The 18582-nt window shown below is 70.8% G+C and carries 14 protein-coding genes; 4 read left to right on the top strand and 10 right to left on the bottom strand.

The window, feature by feature from the left end; all coding sequences use genetic code 11:
* Positions 1–28: 28 nt before the first annotated feature.
* From ACOOHC_RS07035 to ACOOHC_RS07010, 6 genes are all read right to left on the bottom strand, one after another.
* Positions 29–2098: an ABC transporter ATP-binding protein gene (locus tag ACOOHC_RS07035; RefSeq protein WP_420453291.1), complete on the bottom strand. Its 2070-nt coding sequence runs from the start codon at positions 2096–2098 to the stop codon at positions 29–31.
* A complete protein-coding gene (locus tag ACOOHC_RS07030; RefSeq protein WP_420453290.1) occupies positions 2095–3093 on the bottom strand; it encodes an ABC transporter permease in 999 nt (332 codons plus the stop codon). The genes ACOOHC_RS07035 and ACOOHC_RS07030 overlap by 4 nt, the downstream gene beginning before the upstream one ends.
* A complete protein-coding gene (locus ACOOHC_RS07025; RefSeq protein ID WP_420453289.1) occupies positions 3090–4082 on the bottom strand; it encodes an ABC transporter permease in 993 nt (330 codons plus the stop codon). The genes ACOOHC_RS07030 and ACOOHC_RS07025 overlap by 4 nt, the downstream gene beginning before the upstream one ends.
* A gap of 67 nt (positions 4083–4149) precedes the next feature.
* Positions 4150–5925 carry an ABC transporter substrate-binding protein gene (locus ACOOHC_RS07020; protein ID WP_420453288.1) on the bottom strand — a complete coding sequence of 592 codons (1776 nt, stop codon included), beginning with the start codon at positions 5923–5925 and terminating at the stop codon, positions 4150–4152.
* Between the two features lie 125 nt (positions 5926–6050).
* On the bottom strand, positions 6051–6683 hold the full coding sequence (locus ACOOHC_RS07015) for a TetR/AcrR family transcriptional regulator (protein WP_420453287.1): 633 nt from the start codon (positions 6681–6683) through the stop codon (positions 6051–6053).
* Positions 6684–6945: 262 nt separating this feature from the next.
* Complete coding sequence (locus ACOOHC_RS07010) at positions 6946–7266, bottom strand: hypothetical protein (RefSeq protein ID WP_420453286.1); 321 nt, start codon at positions 7264–7266, stop codon at positions 6946–6948.
* Between the two features lie 116 nt (positions 7267–7382).
* Here ACOOHC_RS07010 and ACOOHC_RS07005 point away from each other — a divergent pair, with 116 nt between their 5' ends.
* Together ACOOHC_RS07005 and ACOOHC_RS07000 are read left to right on the top strand one after the other, a co-directional pair.
* Positions 7383–8642 carry a cytochrome P450 gene (locus ACOOHC_RS07005; RefSeq protein WP_420453285.1) on the top strand — a complete coding sequence of 420 codons (1260 nt, stop codon included), beginning with the start codon at positions 7383–7385 and terminating at the stop codon, positions 8640–8642.
* Between the two features lie 130 nt (positions 8643–8772).
* Positions 8773–10341 (top strand): diguanylate cyclase, encoded by a 1569-nt coding sequence (locus tag ACOOHC_RS07000; protein WP_420453284.1) that lies wholly within the window; start codon positions 8773–8775, stop codon positions 10339–10341.
* Positions 10342–10369: 28 nt separating this feature from the next.
* Here the strand turns inward: ACOOHC_RS07000 and ACOOHC_RS06995 are convergent, their stop codons facing one another.
* Entirely contained in the window at positions 10370–11410 is a 1041-nt protein-coding gene (locus tag ACOOHC_RS06995) for a serine hydrolase domain-containing protein (RefSeq protein ID WP_420453770.1), read from the bottom strand.
* Positions 11407–11529, bottom strand: coding sequence for a hypothetical protein (locus ACOOHC_RS06990; protein WP_420453874.1), 123 nt, complete (start codon positions 11527–11529; stop codon positions 11407–11409). The genes ACOOHC_RS06995 and ACOOHC_RS06990 overlap by 4 nt, the downstream gene beginning before the upstream one ends.
* A 111-nt stretch (positions 11530–11640) precedes the next feature.
* Here ACOOHC_RS06990 and leuS point away from each other — a divergent pair, with 111 nt between their 5' ends.
* Positions 11641–14511 carry a leucine--tRNA ligase gene (gene leuS, locus ACOOHC_RS06985; protein ID WP_420453283.1) on the top strand — a complete coding sequence of 957 codons (2871 nt, stop codon included), beginning with the start codon at positions 11641–11643 and terminating at the stop codon, positions 14509–14511.
* A gap of 30 nt (positions 14512–14541) precedes the next feature.
* On the opposite strand, the gene ACOOHC_RS06980 is transcribed toward leuS, so the two are convergent.
* Together ACOOHC_RS06980 and ACOOHC_RS06975 are read right to left on the bottom strand one after the other, a co-directional pair.
* Positions 14542–15492: a lysophospholipid acyltransferase family protein gene (locus tag ACOOHC_RS06980; protein ID WP_420453282.1), complete on the bottom strand. Its 951-nt coding sequence runs from the start codon at positions 15490–15492 to the stop codon at positions 14542–14544.
* Positions 15489–16931 (bottom strand): class I adenylate-forming enzyme family protein, encoded by a 1443-nt coding sequence (locus tag ACOOHC_RS06975; protein ID WP_420453281.1) that lies wholly within the window; start codon positions 16929–16931, stop codon positions 15489–15491. Before ACOOHC_RS06975 ends, ACOOHC_RS06980 begins: the two co-directional genes overlap by 4 nt.
* Positions 16932–17079: 148 nt before the next feature.
* On the opposite strand from ACOOHC_RS06975, the gene ACOOHC_RS06970 reads away from it, so the two are divergent.
* Positions 17080–18525 (top strand): HAD-IB family hydrolase, encoded by a 1446-nt coding sequence (locus ACOOHC_RS06970; RefSeq protein WP_420453280.1) that lies wholly within the window; start codon positions 17080–17082, stop codon positions 18523–18525.
* Positions 18526–18582: the final 57 nt, after the last annotated feature.

The raw sequence follows: 18582 nt of genomic DNA, 5'->3' as shown, positions 1-18582 counted from the left end.
GTCGCCGGAGCGCCGACGGGACGGGCGCTCAGTCGGCGAGCTCCGCCAGCTTGTCGGACTCCGTGATCCGCACCGGTGTCGACAGCTCCTCGATCGAGAGCACGCACTTGATGCTGTGCCCGGGCGAGATCTCCTTCATCGGCGGATCCTCCACATCGCACAGCCCCTCGATCGCGCGGTGGCAGCGCGTGTGGAACACGCAGCCCGTCGGCGGGTTCGACGGTGACGGGATCTCGCCGTTCAGGGGGATCCGGTTCTCGGCCTCCCCGTCGACCGACGGCACCGCCGACAGCAGAGCTTCGGTGTAGGGGTGGTTCACCTCGCTGAACATGACGTCGGTGGACCCGATCTCCATGATCCGGCCGAGGTACATGACCGCGATCCGGTCGGCGAGGTAGCGCACCACGCCGATGTCGTGGGTGATGAACAGGTACGCCGTGCGATCGTCGTTCTGGAGGTGCGCGAGCAGGTTCAGGATGGCCGCCTGCACCGACACGTCGAGCGCCGAGGTCGGTTCGTCGCACACGACGACGTCGGGGTCGCCGGCGAAGGCTCGTGCGATGGCGACGCGCTGCTTGAGCCCGCCGGACAGCTGACGGGGACGCATGTCGAGGTGGCGAGGCGACAACCGCATGGCTTCCGCGATCTCCTCGACGCGACGGTCGGCCTCGTCGCCGTCCATCTCCGTGAGCTTCGTGACGGTGCGGTGCAGGATCCTGCGCACGGTCCACGATCGATTCAACGCCGAGTCGGGGTTCTGGAAGACCATCGACAGCGACCTGATCGATTCGCGCACGCGGTTCGACGCGTCCGGCTTCATCGGCCGCCCGCGCAACGTGATCTCGCCGCCCTCGTCGGGCGGGTGGATCCCCAGCAGCGTCTTCGCGAGCGTGCTCTTGCCGGAGCCCGACTCGCCGACGAGCCCGAGCGTCTCGCCCTCGTGGAACCCGAGATCGATGCCGACCAGCGCCGGCACGTCGCTCCCGCGCTGGCGGAAGGTCTTCGACACGCCGTCGAGGGCGATGACGCTCTCGGTGCCGATGTCGTAGTCCGTGACGTCGGCGTCGGGTTCGGTGATCTCGTCCATCCGGTCGATGTGGTGGCAGCGCGACCACTGGCCGTCGCGCACCTCGACGACCGGCGGCACCACCTCGCGGCACAGGTCGTCGGCGAGCGGGCAGCGGTCGACGTACACGCAGGTCGGGAGCTCGGTGCCGATGAGCGGCAGGTTCCCGGGGATGGTGAACAGCGCGCGATCCGTCTTGCGCAGACCCTTGCGGGGGATGGCGTTGAGCAGGCCCTTCGTGTACGGGTGCTTGGGATCGTCGAAGATCTGCTGAGCGTCACCCTGCTCGACGAGCTTGCCGGCGTACATGACGCCGACCTGGTCGCACATCGAGCGGATCACGCCGAGGTTGTGCGCGATCAGGAGCACGGCGGCGTTCGTCTCCGCGCGCAGATCGCGGACCAGGTCGAGGACCTCGGCCTCCACGGTCGCGTCGAGGCCGGTCGTCGGTTCGTCCAGCACGAGGAGCTGCGGATCCGATGCGAGCGCCATCGCGATGACGACACGCTGCAACATGCCCCCCGAGAGCTGGTGCGGGAAGCGATCCAGCACGCTGGCCGGCGCGGCGATCTTCACGCGCCGGAGCGCCTCCTCCGCGCTCGACTCCGCCTCGGACCGGCTCTGGCCGAGGATCGTGAAGCACTCCGCGACCTGCTTGCCGATGCGCAACGACGGGTTCATCGCCTGGACGGGGTCCTGGTAGACCATCGACGCCCTCGTCGCTCGGAAACGCCGGAGCTGCGCGTTCGACATGGTGAGGAGGTCCTCACCGTCGGACAGCACCGACCCGCCCTGCACGACGGCGTTCTCGGGGAGGTACCGCAACGCCGCGTAGGCGGTGGTCGACTTGCCGCAGCCGGACTCGCCCACGAGGCCGTACGCCTCTCCGGGACGCACCTGGAACGACACCCCGCGCAGCACCGCCCGTGGGATCCCCCGGACCCGGTAGGCGAGCTCGAGGTCCTGGATGGCCAGGGCGGCGGTGTTCGGGTCGCCTCGTTCGGCGACGGGATCCGGTTCGGTGACGGTCATGACTTGTTGGCCCGATCGATGGAGTCGGCGACGAGGTTGACCCCGATCACCAGGGACGCGATTGCGAGGGCGGGGAAGATGGTGGACCACCACTGACCCGACTGGATCAGCTTGTACTGCTTGGTGATGTCCGTTCCCCAGTTGGCGGCGCTGGAGTCCCCGGCCGAGAGACCGAGGAAGGCCAGCGTGGCGACGGTGAAGATGGCGTACCCGACGCGGACGGTCAGCTCGACGACGGCCACGCCCGTGATGTTCGGGAGGATCTCCCGGGTCATCACGAAGATCGAGCTCTCGCCGCGCAGCTTGGCCGAGGTGACGTAGTCGAGCTGGCCCTCGGCGATCACGGCCGATCTGATCGTGCGTGCGACCACCGGGGTGAACAGGAGCGCGATCGTCGCGATCAGCACCGTGCTCGAGCGCCCGAAGAGGGTCAGGACCATGATGGCGAGCAGGATCACCGGGATCGACAGGAACGCCTCGATGACGCGGCTGAGGATCTCGTCGACCCAACCCCGGTAGTAGCCGACGACCAGGCCGAGCAGGGTGCCGGCGACGACGGCGAGCAGAGCGGCGACGACGGCGAGCAGGATGATCGGACGAGCGCCGTGGATCACGCGGGCGAAGACGTCGTTGCCGATCGAGTCGGTCCCGAACCAGGCGTCGGCCTGCGGTTCGGCACGTGGGATCGTCGAACCGTCGACGCGCACCGCCTCGTTGGGCTCGTTCGTCGTGAAGATGGTCGGCACGATCGCCGCGGCGGTCCAGAACAGCAGGATCAGCATCCCGACGATGAAGCCCGGGGTCTTCGCGAGCACGAGCAGCCGTTCCCGGCGGACCTGCTTGCGGTCCGCGGCGGCGGCGCTCGGACCGACCTCCGCCATCGGGACGATCTCCTCGTCGGCCGTCGTCGCGACGTCGGTCGCCGATTCGCCGTCCGAGCCGCCCTGCGGGCCCAGATCGGGGATGTCGTCTGCGGTCGAGTCGGTGGTGCTCATGCTGCTCCGGTGTCGAGTCGTGCCCGTGGGTTCATGTAGGCGATGAGGAGGTCGGCGAGGAGGGTGGTGATCATGAAGATGATGGCCACGACGATGACCCCCGCCTGGACCACCGGGAAGTTGGGGAGCAGCGCGGCGTCGAGGATGACTCGTCCGAGCCCGTTGTACTCGAACACCACCTCGAGGGCGACGAGCCCGCCGAACAGGTAGCCGACCTGCGTCCCGGTCACCGCCACCGTCGGCTGGAGCGCGTTGCGGAGGATGTGTCGGCGCACGACCTTGCGCGTGCCGAGACCCTTCATGTACGCGGTGCGTGCGTAGTCGGCGTCGAGCGCCGTGATCGTGCCCGCCCGCGTGACGCGTGCGATGTAGCCGAAGTACACCAGCACGATGGCGAGCGCCGGCAGGAGCAGGTAGCGGATCTCGGTGAGCGCACCCGCGTCGTTGGGGATGACCGTGATGGCGGGGAAGAAGTCGGTCGTGAACCCGAAGAAGCCCTCCCGCTTCAGCCGGACGCCGAGCAGGTACTGCAGGATCACGCCGGACACGAACTCCGGGATCGAGGCGCTCGCCAGCCCCAGGTTGACGATCGATCGGTCGGCGTAGGTGTCCTTCTTGCGTGCTGCGACCACGCCGCCGAGGATGCTGATCGGGATCGTCATCACCAGCGCCAGCATGACGAGCTTCGTCGAACGCCACAGCGCGGGTCGGATGACGTCGCCCATCACCGACTGGCTGTCGTCCGCGAAGGAGACGCCGAAGTCGAGGGTGACGACGGCGCCCAGGTAGCGCAGGAACTGGACCGGGAGGGAGTCCCCCAGGCCGAACTGGTCGCGGACCTCGTCGACGCGCTGCTGCGAGGCGAAGGGCCCGGCGATCCGCTGGGCGGTGTCGCCCGGCGCCGCCCGGGTGAGGATGAACACGACCACGACCAGGATGAACAGCGTGATGAGAGCCAGTGCGGCTCGTCTGAGGGCGAATCGGAGCATGTCGTCCTTCGTCTGTTCGCCCGTCGTCGGGGCCCGTCCCGGGCCCCGACGACCGACGTGGCGGGTATCAGGCCTTGCTGGCGCCGCTCAGGATGCAGTGCCCGAGCGACGTCGCCACGACGCCGCTCACGCTGGCGTCGTGGCCGGAGAGGTAGTTGAAGAAGTACGGGTACGACGCCGGCACGTCCTCCCACAGGATCCGCTGGATCTCACCGATCGCCGTGGTCTGCCCCTCGACGTCCACCGCCGTGCGGTACGCGGACAGCTGCTGGTCGAGATCCGGGTTGGAGTAGTTCGACGAGTTCCACACGCCGTTCGTGGCGAGCGCGGAGCCGAGGAAGACGTCCGGGATGGGACGGTGGCCGTAGTCGACGATGCCGAACTCGGCCGACGGTCCGCAGGGCACCCCGTCGGCGGGGGCGTCCTCGGTGTAGAGCGCCGGGCACCAGGCGTCCTCGTAGAACGTCGAGTTCGACTGGGTGCTCACGTTGATCGTGATCCCCGCCTCGGCGGCGTTCTGCTGCATGATCGCCGCGAGCTCGGGGATCTCCTGGAGGTCGCCGGTCTTGCACTCGACGTTGACGCTGTCGACGCCGGCCTCGGCCAGCAGCGAACGCGCCCGCTCGATGTCGCGTGACCTCTGCTCGACGGCGTCGGGGTCGAAGAACGGGAGCGAGGCGACCACCGGGTGGTCGTTCGCGATCTCGGCGCGACCCGCGAACAGGGTCGACACCATCTGCTCGCGATCCCAGCACCACGCGAGCGCCTGGCGGACGAGGCGGTTCTCGTCCAGGCCGGCGAACTGGCCCTGGTCGAGGTTGAACCAGATCTGGCGGTGGTTCCCCGACGGCGGCTCGAGGACGGTGAAGTTCGAGTCGTCGAGCAGACCTTCGCCACCCAGCACGCTGAACTGCTGGATGCCGTCGATCTCGCGGCTGGTCATCGCCGTCACGGCGGTCCCGATGTCGGCGAACCCGCGCAGCGTGATGCCGTCGAGCGGGGTCGTGCCACCCCACCAGTCGGGGTTGCGCGAGAAGTTCGCGGTGAACGTCGACGCGTCGAAGTCGTCGAGGATCCAGGCGCCGGTGCCGGCCGGGCGCTCGTCGAGCGTCGTCCCGTCGGAGAAGTCGGCGGGGGTGATCGGGCTCTGGGCGTTGAACGTCGAGACGAGGACGGGGAAGTTGCCGTTCGCCTCGATCAGCGTGAACACCGCCACGAGCGGGTCGGACGCGTCGACCGCGCCCTCCGCCAGCACGCCGTCGAGCGCCGAGTTGCCCTTCGCGACGAGGCGGTCCATGGTGGCCGCCACGTCGGCGGAGGTGAAGTCCGAGCCGTCCTGCCACTTGACGCCCTCGCGAAGCTGGAAGGTCCAGACGTCGCCGGTGTCGTTCGGCGACCAGTCGGTCGCCAGGGCGGTGGGGCCGATGTTGCCGTCGTCGGCGACGCCGACCAGGTACTCGAAGCTCTGCGAGACGACGTTGTAGGTGCCGAGGTCGAGCATGTTCACCGGATCGAGCCCGGTGCTCGAGTCGCCCTGCTGGTTCGCCCAGGTGACCGTGCCGCCCTGGGACGGCTCGGCGGCGGTGCCCGATGCGCTGTCGGTCTCGCCCTCGCCGGCGTCGCCCTCGAGCTCGTCAGGCGGGGGAGTCGTGCCGGCGGACTCGCCGTCGTCGCTCCCGCAGGCCGCGATGACGGAGCCCATGAGCGGCATCGACAACCCGATGATGCTGCCGCGCTTGAGGAAGTCTCGCCGCTTGATCCGGCCCTTGGCGTAGGCCTCGATGAGGTCGGCCTCGATGGGTCCGCCCTCTCCGCGCGCCCAGTCGATTCGTGTCCAGTCCATGTGATTGGTCCCCCTTGGGATGGTGCGTTCACGTGACGGGGCCACGGGGCCCCGACCCGTTCGACCATAACAGGAGGCCTCCGGCGAGTGGAGACGGGCCCGATCGCCCGGCCGGCGACGACCGGTCAGCCCAGCACACCGGAGCGGCGCAGCGCCTCGGTGCGGCCGGGTTCCACGAGCACCGCGGCCAGCGCGAGCTCGAGCGCGAGGTCGGCCGACGAGCGGTAGGGATCCCACTCGATCACCCCGTGCGCCCACTTCTCGAGACGGCCCATGCGGGTCACGAAGACGTGCCGGGCGAGGGCGGCGACGTCGACACCCTCGACGAGCAGCCCCTCGGCGGCCGCCTTGCCGAGGTCGGACTGGACGTAGCCCACCACGCGGTCACCGACCTCGCCCATGTCGCGCGTGTCCGAGCCGGACCTGAGCGACGCGAAGATCGGGCGCCACACGCCCTGCGCGGCGCCGACGGTCTCGTCGAGCAGGTCGAACAGGGCACGGGTCGTGTCGATCGGGCCGGCGTCGGGCCGCGAGTCGAGCTCGCCCTCGAGCTCGTCGAGACCGTCCGCCACGAACGCCACGATCACGCCGTCTCGGTCGCCGAAGCGGTTGTACAGGGTGGCGACGGCGACCCCCGCCCGCTCCGCGAGCTCGCGCATCCTCAGGCCGTCGAGCCCGGCCTCGCCGATCAGCGCGCCCGTCGCCTCGATCACCGCCCGTCGCGTGCGCTGCTGACGTCGCTCCCAGCCGTCTCCCATCGACCGTCGAGCATACGATCCGCACGGCCTCGAGGCGCCGTCCGGGCGTCGGCGCGCAGCGGTCGAGCCGAGCGGCTCGAGAACGGATCCGGGACGGTGCTCCGACCCCCCCGGGGGGGGTGGCCCGCTTCGGTGACGCCACCGGCCAGGGGCGCGGTGGCGGCCGCGATCTCGCTGCGCACCGACCGCTCCCCGCCGCGACGCCCGTCGGCGCGGTCCGCGGCGAGACGCGAGACGGCCGACCCCGTCGATCGCCGTGAGCTCACTGGCTGCCGTCGAGGCGGTCGGGGAGGTGGTGGGTCCGTCCCCCGCGCACCTTCACCTCCGGCGGCTCGCAGGCCCAGCACCCGTGCTCGACGTGGATCCCCTGCACCGACATCTGCGTGCCCCGGGACCGCTCGAGGATCACCTGGGGGCGGTGGTACAGGTCGTCGCCACCGCAGGTCGGGCAGCGCGGACGGGGGTCTCGCTCCCACGACACCCGGCACGAGGAGCACGTCAACCGGATCCGCCCGTCGTCGAGGGGCTCGCCGCTCAGCGCGTCGTCGGTCGAGCAGCGAGGGCAGGTGATCTCGGTCGCCACCGGGCGCAGCGTAGGTGGTGCGGCGCAGGGAGGCAGCGGGATCGTCGGCGCGCGAAGGCGAGGGAGCACCGGGTCCCGGTCGCACCGGGCGATCGGTGGGCTGCCAGGATGGGTGGATGCCCGAGCACCGCACGATCGGCGACATCCACCCGGGGAGCAACGAGTTCTGGACCCGTCCGCTCGTCGAGCGCGACGAGGCGTTCCGCGCCCTGCGCGCCGAGTCGAAGGACGGCGACGGGATGTGCTTCCACGAGGAGATCTCGGTCATCGAGGGGGCCGTCAAGGGGCCGGGCTTCTGGTCCGCCGTCACCTACGACGACATCCGTGAGGTCAACCGCAAGGCCCAGCTGTTCTCCTCCGCCGGAGGGATCACCCTCGGCGAGACCAGCCCCGAGACGCTCGAGTTCTTCGGGTCGATGATCGTCATGGACGACCCCCGCCACGCGAAGTTCCGGATGCTGGTCCAGAAGGGCTTCACCCCGAAGACCGTGGCGGCGATCGAGGAGTCGGTGCGCGTCCGTGCGCGCGAGCTCGTGGACGCCGCGAAGCGGACCGACGGCGAGGTCGACTTCGTCGAGGCCTTCGCCGCGCCGCTCCCCCTCCAGGTGATCTGCGACATGCTCGGCGTGCCGCCCGAGGACGAGCAGCAGATCTTCGAGTGGACGAACGTCATCCTCGGCGCCGGCGATCCCGACTTCGCCCTCGACCTCGACGGCCTGATCACGGGCGCGGCCGGGATGTTCGAGTACGCGCAGCGCCTCGGCGAGGACCGCCTCGAGCACCCCCGCGAGGACATCACCTCGATCCTGATGCACGCCGAGGTCAACGGCCAGCGCCTCACCCCCGCCGAGTTCGGGTCGTTCTTCATCCTGCTCGCCGTCGCCGGCAACGAGACGACCCGCAACGCGATCTCGTGGGGGATGCACCAGCTCACCGCGCACCCCGACCAGCGCGAGCTGCTGCGATCGAACTTCGACGAGCTGTCGCTGCCCGCCGCGGACGAGATCGTGCGCTGGTCGTCGCCCGTCATCCACATGCGGCGCGTGGCCAACGAGGACGTGCGCGTCGGCTCGACGGAGATCGCCGCCGGCGAGAAGGTCGTCATGTGGTACTGGTCGGGCAACCGCGACGAGGCCGTGTTCGAGGACGGTCACCGCTTCGACATCACCCGGCCGAACACCCGCGACATGGCCGGCTACGGGGCCGGCGGGCCGCACTTCTGCCTCGGCGCGAACCTCGCCCGCCGCGAGATCCAGGTGATGTACGACGCCATCTTCCGTGAGCTCCCCGACCTCGAGGTCACCGGCGAGCCGGACCGGCTCGTGTCGGGGTTCATCAACGGCATCAAGCGCATGCCGTGCCGGTTCAGCGTCTGAGCGTCTCCGCAAGGATCCGTCAGATCTTCCTCAAGACGCGGGCGCGGGGGCCGATGAACGGGATGTGAACCAGGCCACCGCCCCGTCCCGACTCCTCCGGCCCTCCTCTCCACGAGGCACCGTCCTGGCGGTGGCGGCGTGCGCGATGTTCGTGCTCCAGGTCCTCGCGATCATCGTCATCGGAGGAGCGGCGCGCACCGCCTCGGTCGAGGCCGCCGCGCGATCGCTGGCCGTCGAGGCCCAGGTGACCGTGGAGCGGATCTCGGGGTTCATGGCGCCCGGCGAGCGCATCGTCGAGGACACGGTCCGCCTGCTCGACGAGGGGATCATCTCCGCCGACGACCGCGAGCTCGAGCTCTACCTGCTGACCAGGCTCGCGAACCTCGAGCACATCTCGTCGGTGCACGTCGGCTACCCGGACGGCGCCTTCCTGTCCGTGACGGCGCACCCGACCGAGGGCGGGGCGTTCGGGTCGACCAGGATGGCCGCCTCCGGCCCGGACCGCATCGTCACGAAGACGTCCTACGACTCGTACCTCCAGCCGACCTCGACGACGCGCTCGACCGACAGCGGCTACGACCCCACTCAGCGACCGTGGTACCGCCTCGTCGCCGGCTCCCCCACCGCTCGCGATCTGATCTGGACCGATCCCTACACCTTCTTCTTCTCCGGTGAACCCGGCGTGACCGGGAGCCGGGCGCACGTCGTCGACGGGGAGATCGCCGCCGTCGTCGGCGTGGACGTCCGCCTGTCCGGACTCGACCGCATCCTCGACGACCTCGACGTGATCGAGGGGCACAACACCATGATCGTCGCCGGGGATCACGTCATCGGCAACCCGGACATGGAGGACCGCACGCTCCCCACGTCGGGCCCCCGCGCCCCCGACGCTCCCGAACTGCCCACCGCGGCCGAGGCGGGCATGACCCCTCCCGACGTCCCGACGGGGACCGTCGGTCGGGTGGACACGGCGTCCGGTCGCGATCTCGCGGTCGTGGTCGACATGGAGCGTCCGCTGGGGAAGGGGTGGGAGCTCCACCTCCACCAGGACGAGGCCGCGGCGACCGACGTCGCGACCAACCAGCAGTCGACGATGCTGAAGGTGATGATCGGTGGGACCGTCGTGATGCTGGGCGCCCTGTTCGTGCTCACGCGGGTGACCCGCCCGATCGACGTGCTCGCCGGACAGGCGGCGACGGACGCTCTCACCGGGCTGGCGAACCGACGCGGGATCGACGCCGACGGCGCCGAGATGGTCGCCGAGCTCGCGAACCGCACCGGCTTGCTGTCGGTGCTCGTGCTCGACCTCGACGGCTTCAAGGCGCTCAACGACCGCCACGGTCACCACGTCGGTGACGACGCGCTGCGCCTGCTCGGTCGCGAGCTCCGGAGCCTGACGCGGCGCGAGGATCTCGTCGGGCGGCTGGGCGGCGACGAGTTCGTCGTGGCGTCTCGCGTCGACGACCTGGCGAGCGCGATCGAGATCTCCCGCCGGGTGGTCGACCGGCTCGGCGAGCGCCTGCGCGTGGAGCTCCCCCAGTGCCCTCTCGGCGTCAGCGGGGGCCTCGCCGTGGGCGACTCCGCCACGGCGGCGTTCGGCGATCTGCTCGTGGAGGCCGACGAGTCCCTGATCGCCGCCAAGGTGGAGTGCAAGGGGATGATGCGGGTCGCCGACCGCACCGTGTCCGAGATCCTCTGATCGCTCCCGGCCTCCGGGCGATCGCCGATCAGAGGCAGGAGCGCACGGCGTCGTCGAGGCGCACGGGGCGAGGGTCACCGGCGATCCCGGCGAGCATCTGGTTCATGACGTACCCGGTGGCGACCCCGGTGTCGGGATCGGCCTGACCGAGCGAGCCCCCGGCGCCGGCGTGGCCGAACGCGTTCGGGCCGAGCAGCGGGACGAGGGCGTTGTCGAGCATGAAGCCGAGCGCGAACCGGGACTCCGCGACGAGCGAGCGGTCGGGCCCGTCGACCTGCTCGGCGGACATCGTGCGCATCGTGTCGTCGGACACGAGGCGGACGCCGTCGACCTCGCCGATCGTCGCGGCGTACATCGTCGCGAGCGAGGCCGCGTTCGTGATCCCGTTGGCGGCGGGCATCTCGGTCGCGTGCAGCTCGCGGGTGTTGAACGGGTTCGGCCCTCCGCCGAAGGCGGCGAGCGCCCCGCTCATCGTCAGCGCGTTGAACCCCATCGTCCCGGGGCCCATCACCTGCATCATCAGCGCGATCTCCTCGGGGTCCGTCGGAGCCGGCGCGGTCGCGAGCGTCGCCACCCGCCCCTCCTCGGACTCGGGGAGACCGATCCACAGGTCGAGGCCAAGTGGGCCGGACACCTCCTCGGCCAGGTACGTCCCGATCGATCGGCCGTCGACGCGCCGCACGAGCTCGCCGACCAGCCAGCCGTAGGTGAGGGCGTGGTAGCCGTGCGCGGTCCCCGGCTCCCACAGCGGTCGCTGCCGTGCCAGCGCCTCGACCACCGGGGTGACCTCGAGCAGCTCGTGCATCCCCAGACGCTGCTCGACGTACGGCAGGCCCGCCTGGTGGCTCATCACCTGACGCACCGTGACGTCGCCCTTGTCCGCGACCGAGAACTCGGGCCAGTGCATCGCGACCGCGTCGTCGTACGACAGCGCCCCCGACTCGACCAGGCGCGCGACGCAGATCGCCGCCGCCCCCTTCGTCGTCGAGAACACCAGCGCCAGCGTGTCGGCGTCCCACGCACGACCCGAGGCGCGGTCGGCCACCCCGGCGTGGACGTCGACCTTCAGCTCGCCGTCGACGCGCAGCGCGAACCCGGCGCCGAGCTCGGGTACTCGTCGAAGTTGGCGGCGAACGCGTCCGCCACCGCCCCGAAGCCGTCCTCGACCCACCCGTTCACCTCGACCATCGCCCGACCGTAGGCAGGCGCCCGCCACCGCCGACGAGCCGGGACGCACGCATCGATCCGGGAACGATCGTCGGCGGTCGCCGCACCGGCGCGACCCTAGGCTGGTCGGCTGTGACGAGCGACGACGCGGCCACCCCCGACACCCCACCCCACCGCTACACCGCCGAGCTCGCGCAGACGATCGAGTCGACGTGGCAGGATCGCTGGGACGAGCGGGGCACGTTCGAGACGCCGAACCCCGTCGGGCCCCTCGCCGACCCGGATGCCCTCGCCCGACGCGGCGAGAAGCTCTTCGTGCAGGACATGTTCCCCTACCCGTCCGGCGTCGGCCTCCACGTCGGCCACCCGCTCGGGTTCATCGGCACCGACGTGTTCTCGCGCTACCAGCGCATGACGGGTCGCAACGTCCTCTACACGATGGGGTTCGATGCGTTCGGCCTGCCCGCCGAGCAGTACGCGGTGCAGACGGGCACCCACCCGGCGATCACCACCGACGCGAACATCGCGAACATGCGGCGCCAGCTGCGTCGCCTCGGGCTGAGCCACGACACCCGCCGCTCGGTGTCGACGACCGATCCCTCCTACTACCGCTGGACCCAGTGGATCTTCTCGCAGATCTTCGAGTCGTGGTACGACCGCGAGCGCGGCACGGCGCGGCCCGTCTCCGAGCTGGTCGCCGAGCTCGAGTCGGGTGATCGGGCGACCCCCGACGGTCACCCGTGGAGCGAGCTCGACGACGCGGCGCGCGCCGCCGTGGTCGACGACCACCGGCTCGCGTACGTCAGCGAGGCCCCGGTGAACTGGTGCCCGGGGCTGGGCACCGTGGTCGCGAACGAGGAGGTCACCGTCGACGGCCGCTCCGATCGCGGCAACTTCCCCGTGTTCCGACGGAGCATGCGCCAGTGGATGATGCGCATCACCGAGTACGCGGACCGGCTGATCGACGACCTCGAGCTGCTCGACTGGACCGAGGCGATCAAGTCGATGCAGCGCAACTGGATCGGGCGCAGCCACGGCGCGACCGTGAGCTTCTCCACCCCCGCCGGTGAGATCGAGGTGTTCACGACGCGCCCCGACACCCTGTTCGGCGCGTCGTTCCTGGTGCTGTCGCCCGAGCACCCGCTCGTGGACGAGCTGACGACCCACGATCGCTCCGACGCCGTGGCGACGTACCGCGCCGAGGCGGCCGCGAAGAAGGACGTCGAACGCCAGGACGACTCGCGCACGAAGACCGGTGCGGCGACCGGATCCGACGCGGTGAACCCGGTGGACGGCCGGTCGATCCCGATCTGGATCGCGGACTACGTGCTGATGGGCTACGGGACCGGCGCGATCATGGCCGTCCCGAGCGGCGACCAGCGCGACTTCGACTTCGCCCGCGCGCACGACCTCCCGATCCCGGCGATCCAGCGCCCCCCCGACGCGTGGTTCTCGGCGCGTGACGTCGAGCCGACGCTCGACACGTCGCGCTGGCCCGAGGCGTTCGTCGGAGACGGGGAGTACGTCGACTCGACCAACGGCGATCTCGTCCTCGACGGGATGGCCGACATCGCGGCGGCGGTCGCCGCCACGACGAGCTGGCTTGCCGAGCGCGGAGCGGGGCGCGCCACGGTCACGTACAAGTTGCGCGACTGGCTGTTCAGCCGCCAGCGCTACTGGGGCGAGCCGTTCCCGATCGTCTACGACGACGAGGGCCGACCCCGCACCGTCCCCGACGAGATGCTGCCCGTCGAGCTCCCCGAGACCGACCGCTTCTCGCCGCGCACCTTCGACCCCGACGACGCGATGTCCGACCCCGAGAGCCCGCTCGACCGGCTCGGGGAGTGGGTCGAGGTCGAGCTCGACCTCGGTGACGGGCGCGGCACGCGCACCTACCGCCGCGACAGCAACGTCATGCCCCAGTGGGCCGGGTCGTGCTGGTACCAGCTGCGCTACATCGACCCCACGAACGACGAGCGCTTCTGCGCGCGCGAGAACGAGGAGTACTGGATGGGCCCGCGCACCGACGTGCGTGCGGACCACCCCGGCGGGATCGACCTCTACGTCGGAGGCGTCGAGCACGCCGTGCTCCACCTGCTGTACTCCCGCTTCTGGCACAAGGTCCTCTACGACCTCGGCCACGTGAGCTCGGTCGAGCCCTACGCCCGCCTGTTCAACCAGGGCTACATCCAGGCCGCGGCGTTCAAGGACGAGCGCGAGATCTACGTCGAGGCGACCGAGGTCGAAGGCGACGCGGAGTCGGGGTTCACCTTCGCCGGCGAACCCGTCACCCGCGAGTGGGGCAAGATGGGCAAGAGCCTGAAGAACGCCGTCTCGCCCGACGAGATGTACGACGCGTACGGCGCCGACACCCTGCGCCTCTACGAGATGGCGATGGGTCCGCTCGACGCGTCGCGCCCGTGGGAGACGCGCGACGTGGTCGGGATGTACCGCTTCCTCCAGCGACTCTGGCGCAACGTCGTCGACGAGGCGACGGGCGCGTGCGTGGTCACCGACGAGCCCGCCGACGACGCCACCCGGAGCCTGCTGCACCGCACGATCGACGTCGTCGGCACCGAGATGGGCGCGCTGCGGTTCAACACCGCGATCGCGAAGCTGATCGAGCTGAACAACGCCGTGACGAAGCTCGCGGCCACCCCGCGCGAGGTGGCCGAGCCGATGGTGCTGATGCTCGCCCCCCTGGTCCCCCACCTCGCCGAGGAGCTGTGGGAACGCCTCGGCCGCTCGACGGGGACCGGCGGCACGATCACCTACTGCGACTTCCCCGTCGCCGATCCCGATCTGCTCGTCGACGACACCGTCGAGATGCCGATCCAGATCAACGGCAAGGTCCGCAGCAAGGTCGTCGTCGACGTCGACGCCTCCCCCGGCGACGTCGAGGCCCTCGCGCTGGCCGATGCACGGGTGCTCGACGCGCTCGACGGCGAGTCGCCGCGCAAGGTCATCGTGGTCCCCGGCCGGATGATCAACGTCGTCGTCTGAACGGCCGACCGGGGCCGCCGGCTCCGCCGCTCAGGCCCCGATCCGGGCCTGATCCGCCGTGCCGCCCCGGCGACGGCGCATCTCGGGCATCGTCGGCGGGGTCGATGTGTCGGGGTCCGCGCCGTCGCCGCCCGGGCGTGAGCCTCCACGGGGTCGGCTCGGCCCCTTGGGGGACGGGATCGTCGACGGACCGGTCCCGACGACGCTGGGTCGGTCGGGGGTGATCCGCGCCTCCTCGTCGCTCGGGCGCGAGTCCGAGCCGGAGCTCCCCGACGACGACGACGAGCCCGCGTACTCGTCGACGTAGGTCTGCCCGGAGAGCTGCGAGATCTCGAACATCACCGCGTCGGTGTAGGCGCGCAACGTGCGCGGGTCGTCGCGATCGCCGAAGTCGTCGACGTGCATCTGCTCGCCGAAGCGCACGGTGACCGTCCGCCGGGGCTTCATCACCACCGAGTCGGGGGGCTGCACCTCGACCGTGCCCCGGTGCCCGACCGGGATGATCGGCGCGTCGCAGCGCAGCGCGAGGCGCGCCGCTCCGGTGCGGCCCTTGTGCAGGTCGCCGCTGCGCGAGCGCGTGCCCTCGGGGTAGATCATGAACAGGTGGCCGTTGTCGAGGACCTTCGCTGCCGTGTCCAGAGCGGCCTTGGCGGCGTCACCGCCGGAGCGGTCGACGGGGATCATCCCCATGGCCGGGAAGATGTAGCGCGTCTTCCAGCTGTCCATGTACTCGCCCTTGCCGATCGCCCACACCCGGCGCGGCAGCGCGGCGGGGACGAAGACCGAGTCGCAGAACGAGAGGTGGTTCGGGCAGATGATGCCCGGCCCCTCGATCGGGACGTTCTCGCGGCCCTCGACGCGGAAGTCCCACAACCCGAACGAGAGGTGGCGCATCCCGCCGAAGATGAGGCGCGCGAGGCGGTCGGCGCCGGGGAGCTCGGGCGCGGACTCGAAGCGGTAGTCGGGAACCCTCGTGATCATCGCAGCGCCCTCCGGATCGCCTTGCCGTTCGGAGCGATGGGGAGCTCGTCGACGAAGTGGTACTGGGTCGGCCGCTTGTAGCGGCTCAGGTTCGCGTCGGCGTGCGCCACGAGCTCCTCCTCGGTCGCCTCGCCCGAGACGTGGGCGACGACCGTCTCACCGGTGCGGATGTCCTCGGTGCCGGTGACGATCGCGCCGCTCACCCCCGGGTGGCGCATGAGCACCGTCTCGACCTCGGCGGGGTACACGTTGAACCCCGAGACGATGACGATGTCCTTGATCCGATCGACGAGGTAGAGGTATCCGTCGTCGTCGAAGATCCCGACGTCGCCGGTCCACAGCCAGCCGTCCTCGGAGAGCACGGCGTCGGTCGACTCGACGTCGTCCAGGTAGCCGACGAACACCCCGGGGCCGCGCACGACGATCTCGCCCTCGTCTCCCACGTCGACCGGCGTCCCCGACGCGTCGACCAGCGCGACGTCGACGCCGTCGATCGGGCAGCCGACCGACGACGGCCGGATCTCCCGGCCCCGCCCCGTGGTGACGACGGGGGACGTCTCGGTCAGGCCGTACCCCTGGGAGATCTCGACGCCGTAGCGGTCGCGGATCGTCTCGAACACCCCGAGCGGGAGCGCCGCCGCACCGGACCCCGCCAGGCGGACCGTGGCGAGCGAGTCGTCGGGGGCGTCGGCCTCGGCCCAGCGCTGCCACATCGGGGGAGCGCCGTTCATGATCGTCACCCCGTGCTCGCGCACCGCCCGGAGGCTGTCGACGGCGTCGAAGCGGTCCATCAGCACGATCGAGGCACCGGCGCGCAGCCCGGTGAGCAGGACGACGTTGAGTCCGAAGATGTGCGCGAACGGGAGCAGGCCGAGCAGCACGTCGTCGCTGGTGATGGTGGGCTCCGTCTCGAGCAGCGCCTGCTGGACCCAGTCGAGGTTGGCGTGGCTCAGCACGGCGACCTTGGCGTCGCCCGAGACCCCGCTGGTGGCCATGTAGAACGCGGCGTCGCCGTCGTCGCGATCGACGACGCGCACGTCGGCGTCGGACCCGTCGGCCGCGCCGCGCTCGGTCAGGTCGACGACCTCGACGCCGATCTCGTCGTCGTGGCCGAGGTAGCCGGAGCCGGCGTGCCCGACGAGGAGGGCCGACGGGGAGGCGACCTCCATCTTGCGGATCAGCTCGGGGAGGGGGCTGGTGGGGTTGAGCGGCATCACCACGCCGCCGAGGCCGAGCACCGCGAGCGACGCCACGACGAAGTCGACGTCGTTGCCGATCGCCAGCGCCACCACCGTGCCCTCACCGATCCCGCGTCCCGCGAGATCGTCCTGCAGGTCGGCGGCGAGGGCGCGCAGGCGGCCGTAGGTGATCGTCGCGTCGGCCGTGATCAGGGCCGGCCGGTCGGCTGCGTGGTCGACGACCACGTGTGCACAGTTCATCCATCCCCCTCGTCGTGCGGCGTCCCCTCTCGGTACCGCTGGTTTCAGTATTGCACGGTGGGGGTGGCAGGCTCATGGCCGGGCACGAGCGCACCCGCCCCGTTCGGTCGAGCACCGTCGGAGCCGGGGTCACGAGGGGAGACCACACATGCAATCCGCTGCCATCTTCGATCTCGACCGAACCCTGATCGCCGAGTCGTCGACGCCGATCTTCATGAAGCACATCTCCCAGGCCGGCCTGCGCGGTGAGTCGAGCGTCCCGTTCGCGGCACCGGTGGCGGAGGGCTTCTCTCGTGCCCTGCGCGCCGTGTTCAACACCGTCGGCGAGTCGCGCCTGCTGATGCAGCCCGCCAAGCTCGGGGTGCGTGCAGCCGCCGGGTGGCCGCGGATCAACGTCGACGAGGCGGCGGCGCTGGCCGCCGAGGAGCTGCTCGAGCTCGTGCTCCCGTTCGCGCGCACCGCCATCGAGGAGCACCGCGATGCCGGCGACCTGCTGGTGCTCGCCTCGACGTCGCCGATCGCGTTCACCAAGCCGCTCGCGGACGCCCTCGCGTTCGACGGGGTCGTGGGGACGGCCTGGAAGCACGACGGCGACTCCTACACCGGCGAGATCGACGGATCGTTCGTGTGGGGGCCGGCCAAGGCGACGGCCGTGCGCGAGTGGGCCGAGGCGAACGACGTCCGCCTCGACCGCAGCACGGCCTACAGCGACAGCTACTACGACGCCCCCCTGCTCGACCTCGTCGGCACCCCGGTCGCGGTGAACCCCGACCTGCGCCTCGAGGCCACGGCGCGCATCCGCGGCTGGAAGATCCGCCACTTCGACAAGAGCGACGGGATCGCGAAGTTCGGCGGCCGAGAGCTCCAGGAGTGGACCCGCCCGCTGATGCGCCCCGAGATCGTCGCGCCCTACGCCGACATCACGTTCCACGGGGTCGACAACATCCCCGCGGAGGGGCCGGCGATCGTGGTGTTCAACCACCGCTCGTACTTCGACCCCACCGTCATGGGTCTGCTGATCGCCCGGGCGGGGCGCAACGTGCGCGGCCTCGGCAAGAAGGAGGTGTTCGACGTCCCCCTGATCGGGCGGATGATGGAGAGCTCCGGCGGGATCCGCGTCGAGCGGGCGTCGGGTTCGGACGAGCCGCTCGAGGCCGCCGCCCGCGCCATCGACGGCGGCGAGCTGGTGATGATCGCCCCCGAGGGCACGATCCCGCGCGGGCCCGCGTTCTTCGAGCCCGAGCTGAGGGGCCGCTGGGGCGCGGCGAAGCTGGCCGCTCGCACCCACGCCCCGGTGATCCCCGTCGGGCTGTGGGGCACCGAGCGGGTGTGGCCGCGCAGCCAGCCTCTCCCGGACGTGAACCCCACCGAGCGGCCGCCGGTCAGCGCGACCGTCGGCGAGCCGGTCGACCTGAAGTACCGGAGCCCGGACGCCGACACCCAGCGGATCATGCGGGCCCTCGTCGACCTGCTCCCCGACGAGGCGCGCGAGCACCGGGAACCGACCGAGGAGGAGCTGATGCGGACCTTCCCACCCGGCTATCGGGGCGACCCCAACGCCGAGGTCGACCGTCGGCCCGGAACCGACACCTGACCGGCGCCCGAGCAGTCCCTCACACCCGGCCCCACGCACACGGAGACGACGACCATG

The sequence above is a fragment of the Ilumatobacter sp. genome (genome assembly GCF_965215205.1).
Lineage (GTDB): Bacteria > Actinomycetota > Acidimicrobiia > Acidimicrobiales > Ilumatobacteraceae > Ilumatobacter_A.
This window is presented reverse-complemented; position numbering and strand designations above follow the sequence as displayed.

Bases quoted from the DNA above. Each gene is read 5' to 3' on its own strand.
- ACOOHC_RS07035 (WP_420453291.1), bottom strand. From the start codon at position 2,098: ATGACCGTCACCGAACCGGATCCCGTCGCCGAACGAGGCGACCCGAAC.
- ACOOHC_RS07030 (WP_420453290.1), bottom strand. From the start codon at position 3,093: ATGAGCACCACCGACTCGACCGCAGACGACATCCCCGATCTGGGCCCG.
- ACOOHC_RS07025 (WP_420453289.1), bottom strand. From the start codon at position 4,082: ATGCTCCGATTCGCCCTCAGACGAGCCGCACTGGCTCTCATCACGCTG.
- ACOOHC_RS07020 (WP_420453288.1), bottom strand. From the start codon at position 5,925: ATGGACTGGACACGAATCGACTGGGCGCGCGGAGAGGGCGGACCCATC.
- ACOOHC_RS07015 (WP_420453287.1), bottom strand. From the start codon at position 6,683: ATGGGAGACGGCTGGGAGCGACGTCAGCAGCGCACGCGACGGGCGGTG.
- ACOOHC_RS07005 (WP_420453285.1), top strand. From the start codon at position 7,383: ATGCCCGAGCACCGCACGATCGGCGACATCCACCCGGGGAGCAACGAG.
- ACOOHC_RS06990 (WP_420453874.1), bottom strand. From the start codon at position 11,529: ATGGTCGAGGTGAACGGGTGGGTCGAGGACGGCTTCGGGGCGGTGGCG.
- ACOOHC_RS06980 (WP_420453282.1), bottom strand. From the start codon at position 15,492: ATGATCACGAGGGTTCCCGACTACCGCTTCGAGTCCGCGCCCGAGCTC.
- ACOOHC_RS06975 (WP_420453281.1), bottom strand. From the start codon at position 16,931: ATGAACTGTGCACACGTGGTCGTCGACCACGCAGCCGACCGGCCGGCC.
- ACOOHC_RS06970 (WP_420453280.1), top strand. From the start codon at position 17,080: ATGCAATCCGCTGCCATCTTCGATCTCGACCGAACCCTGATCGCCGAG.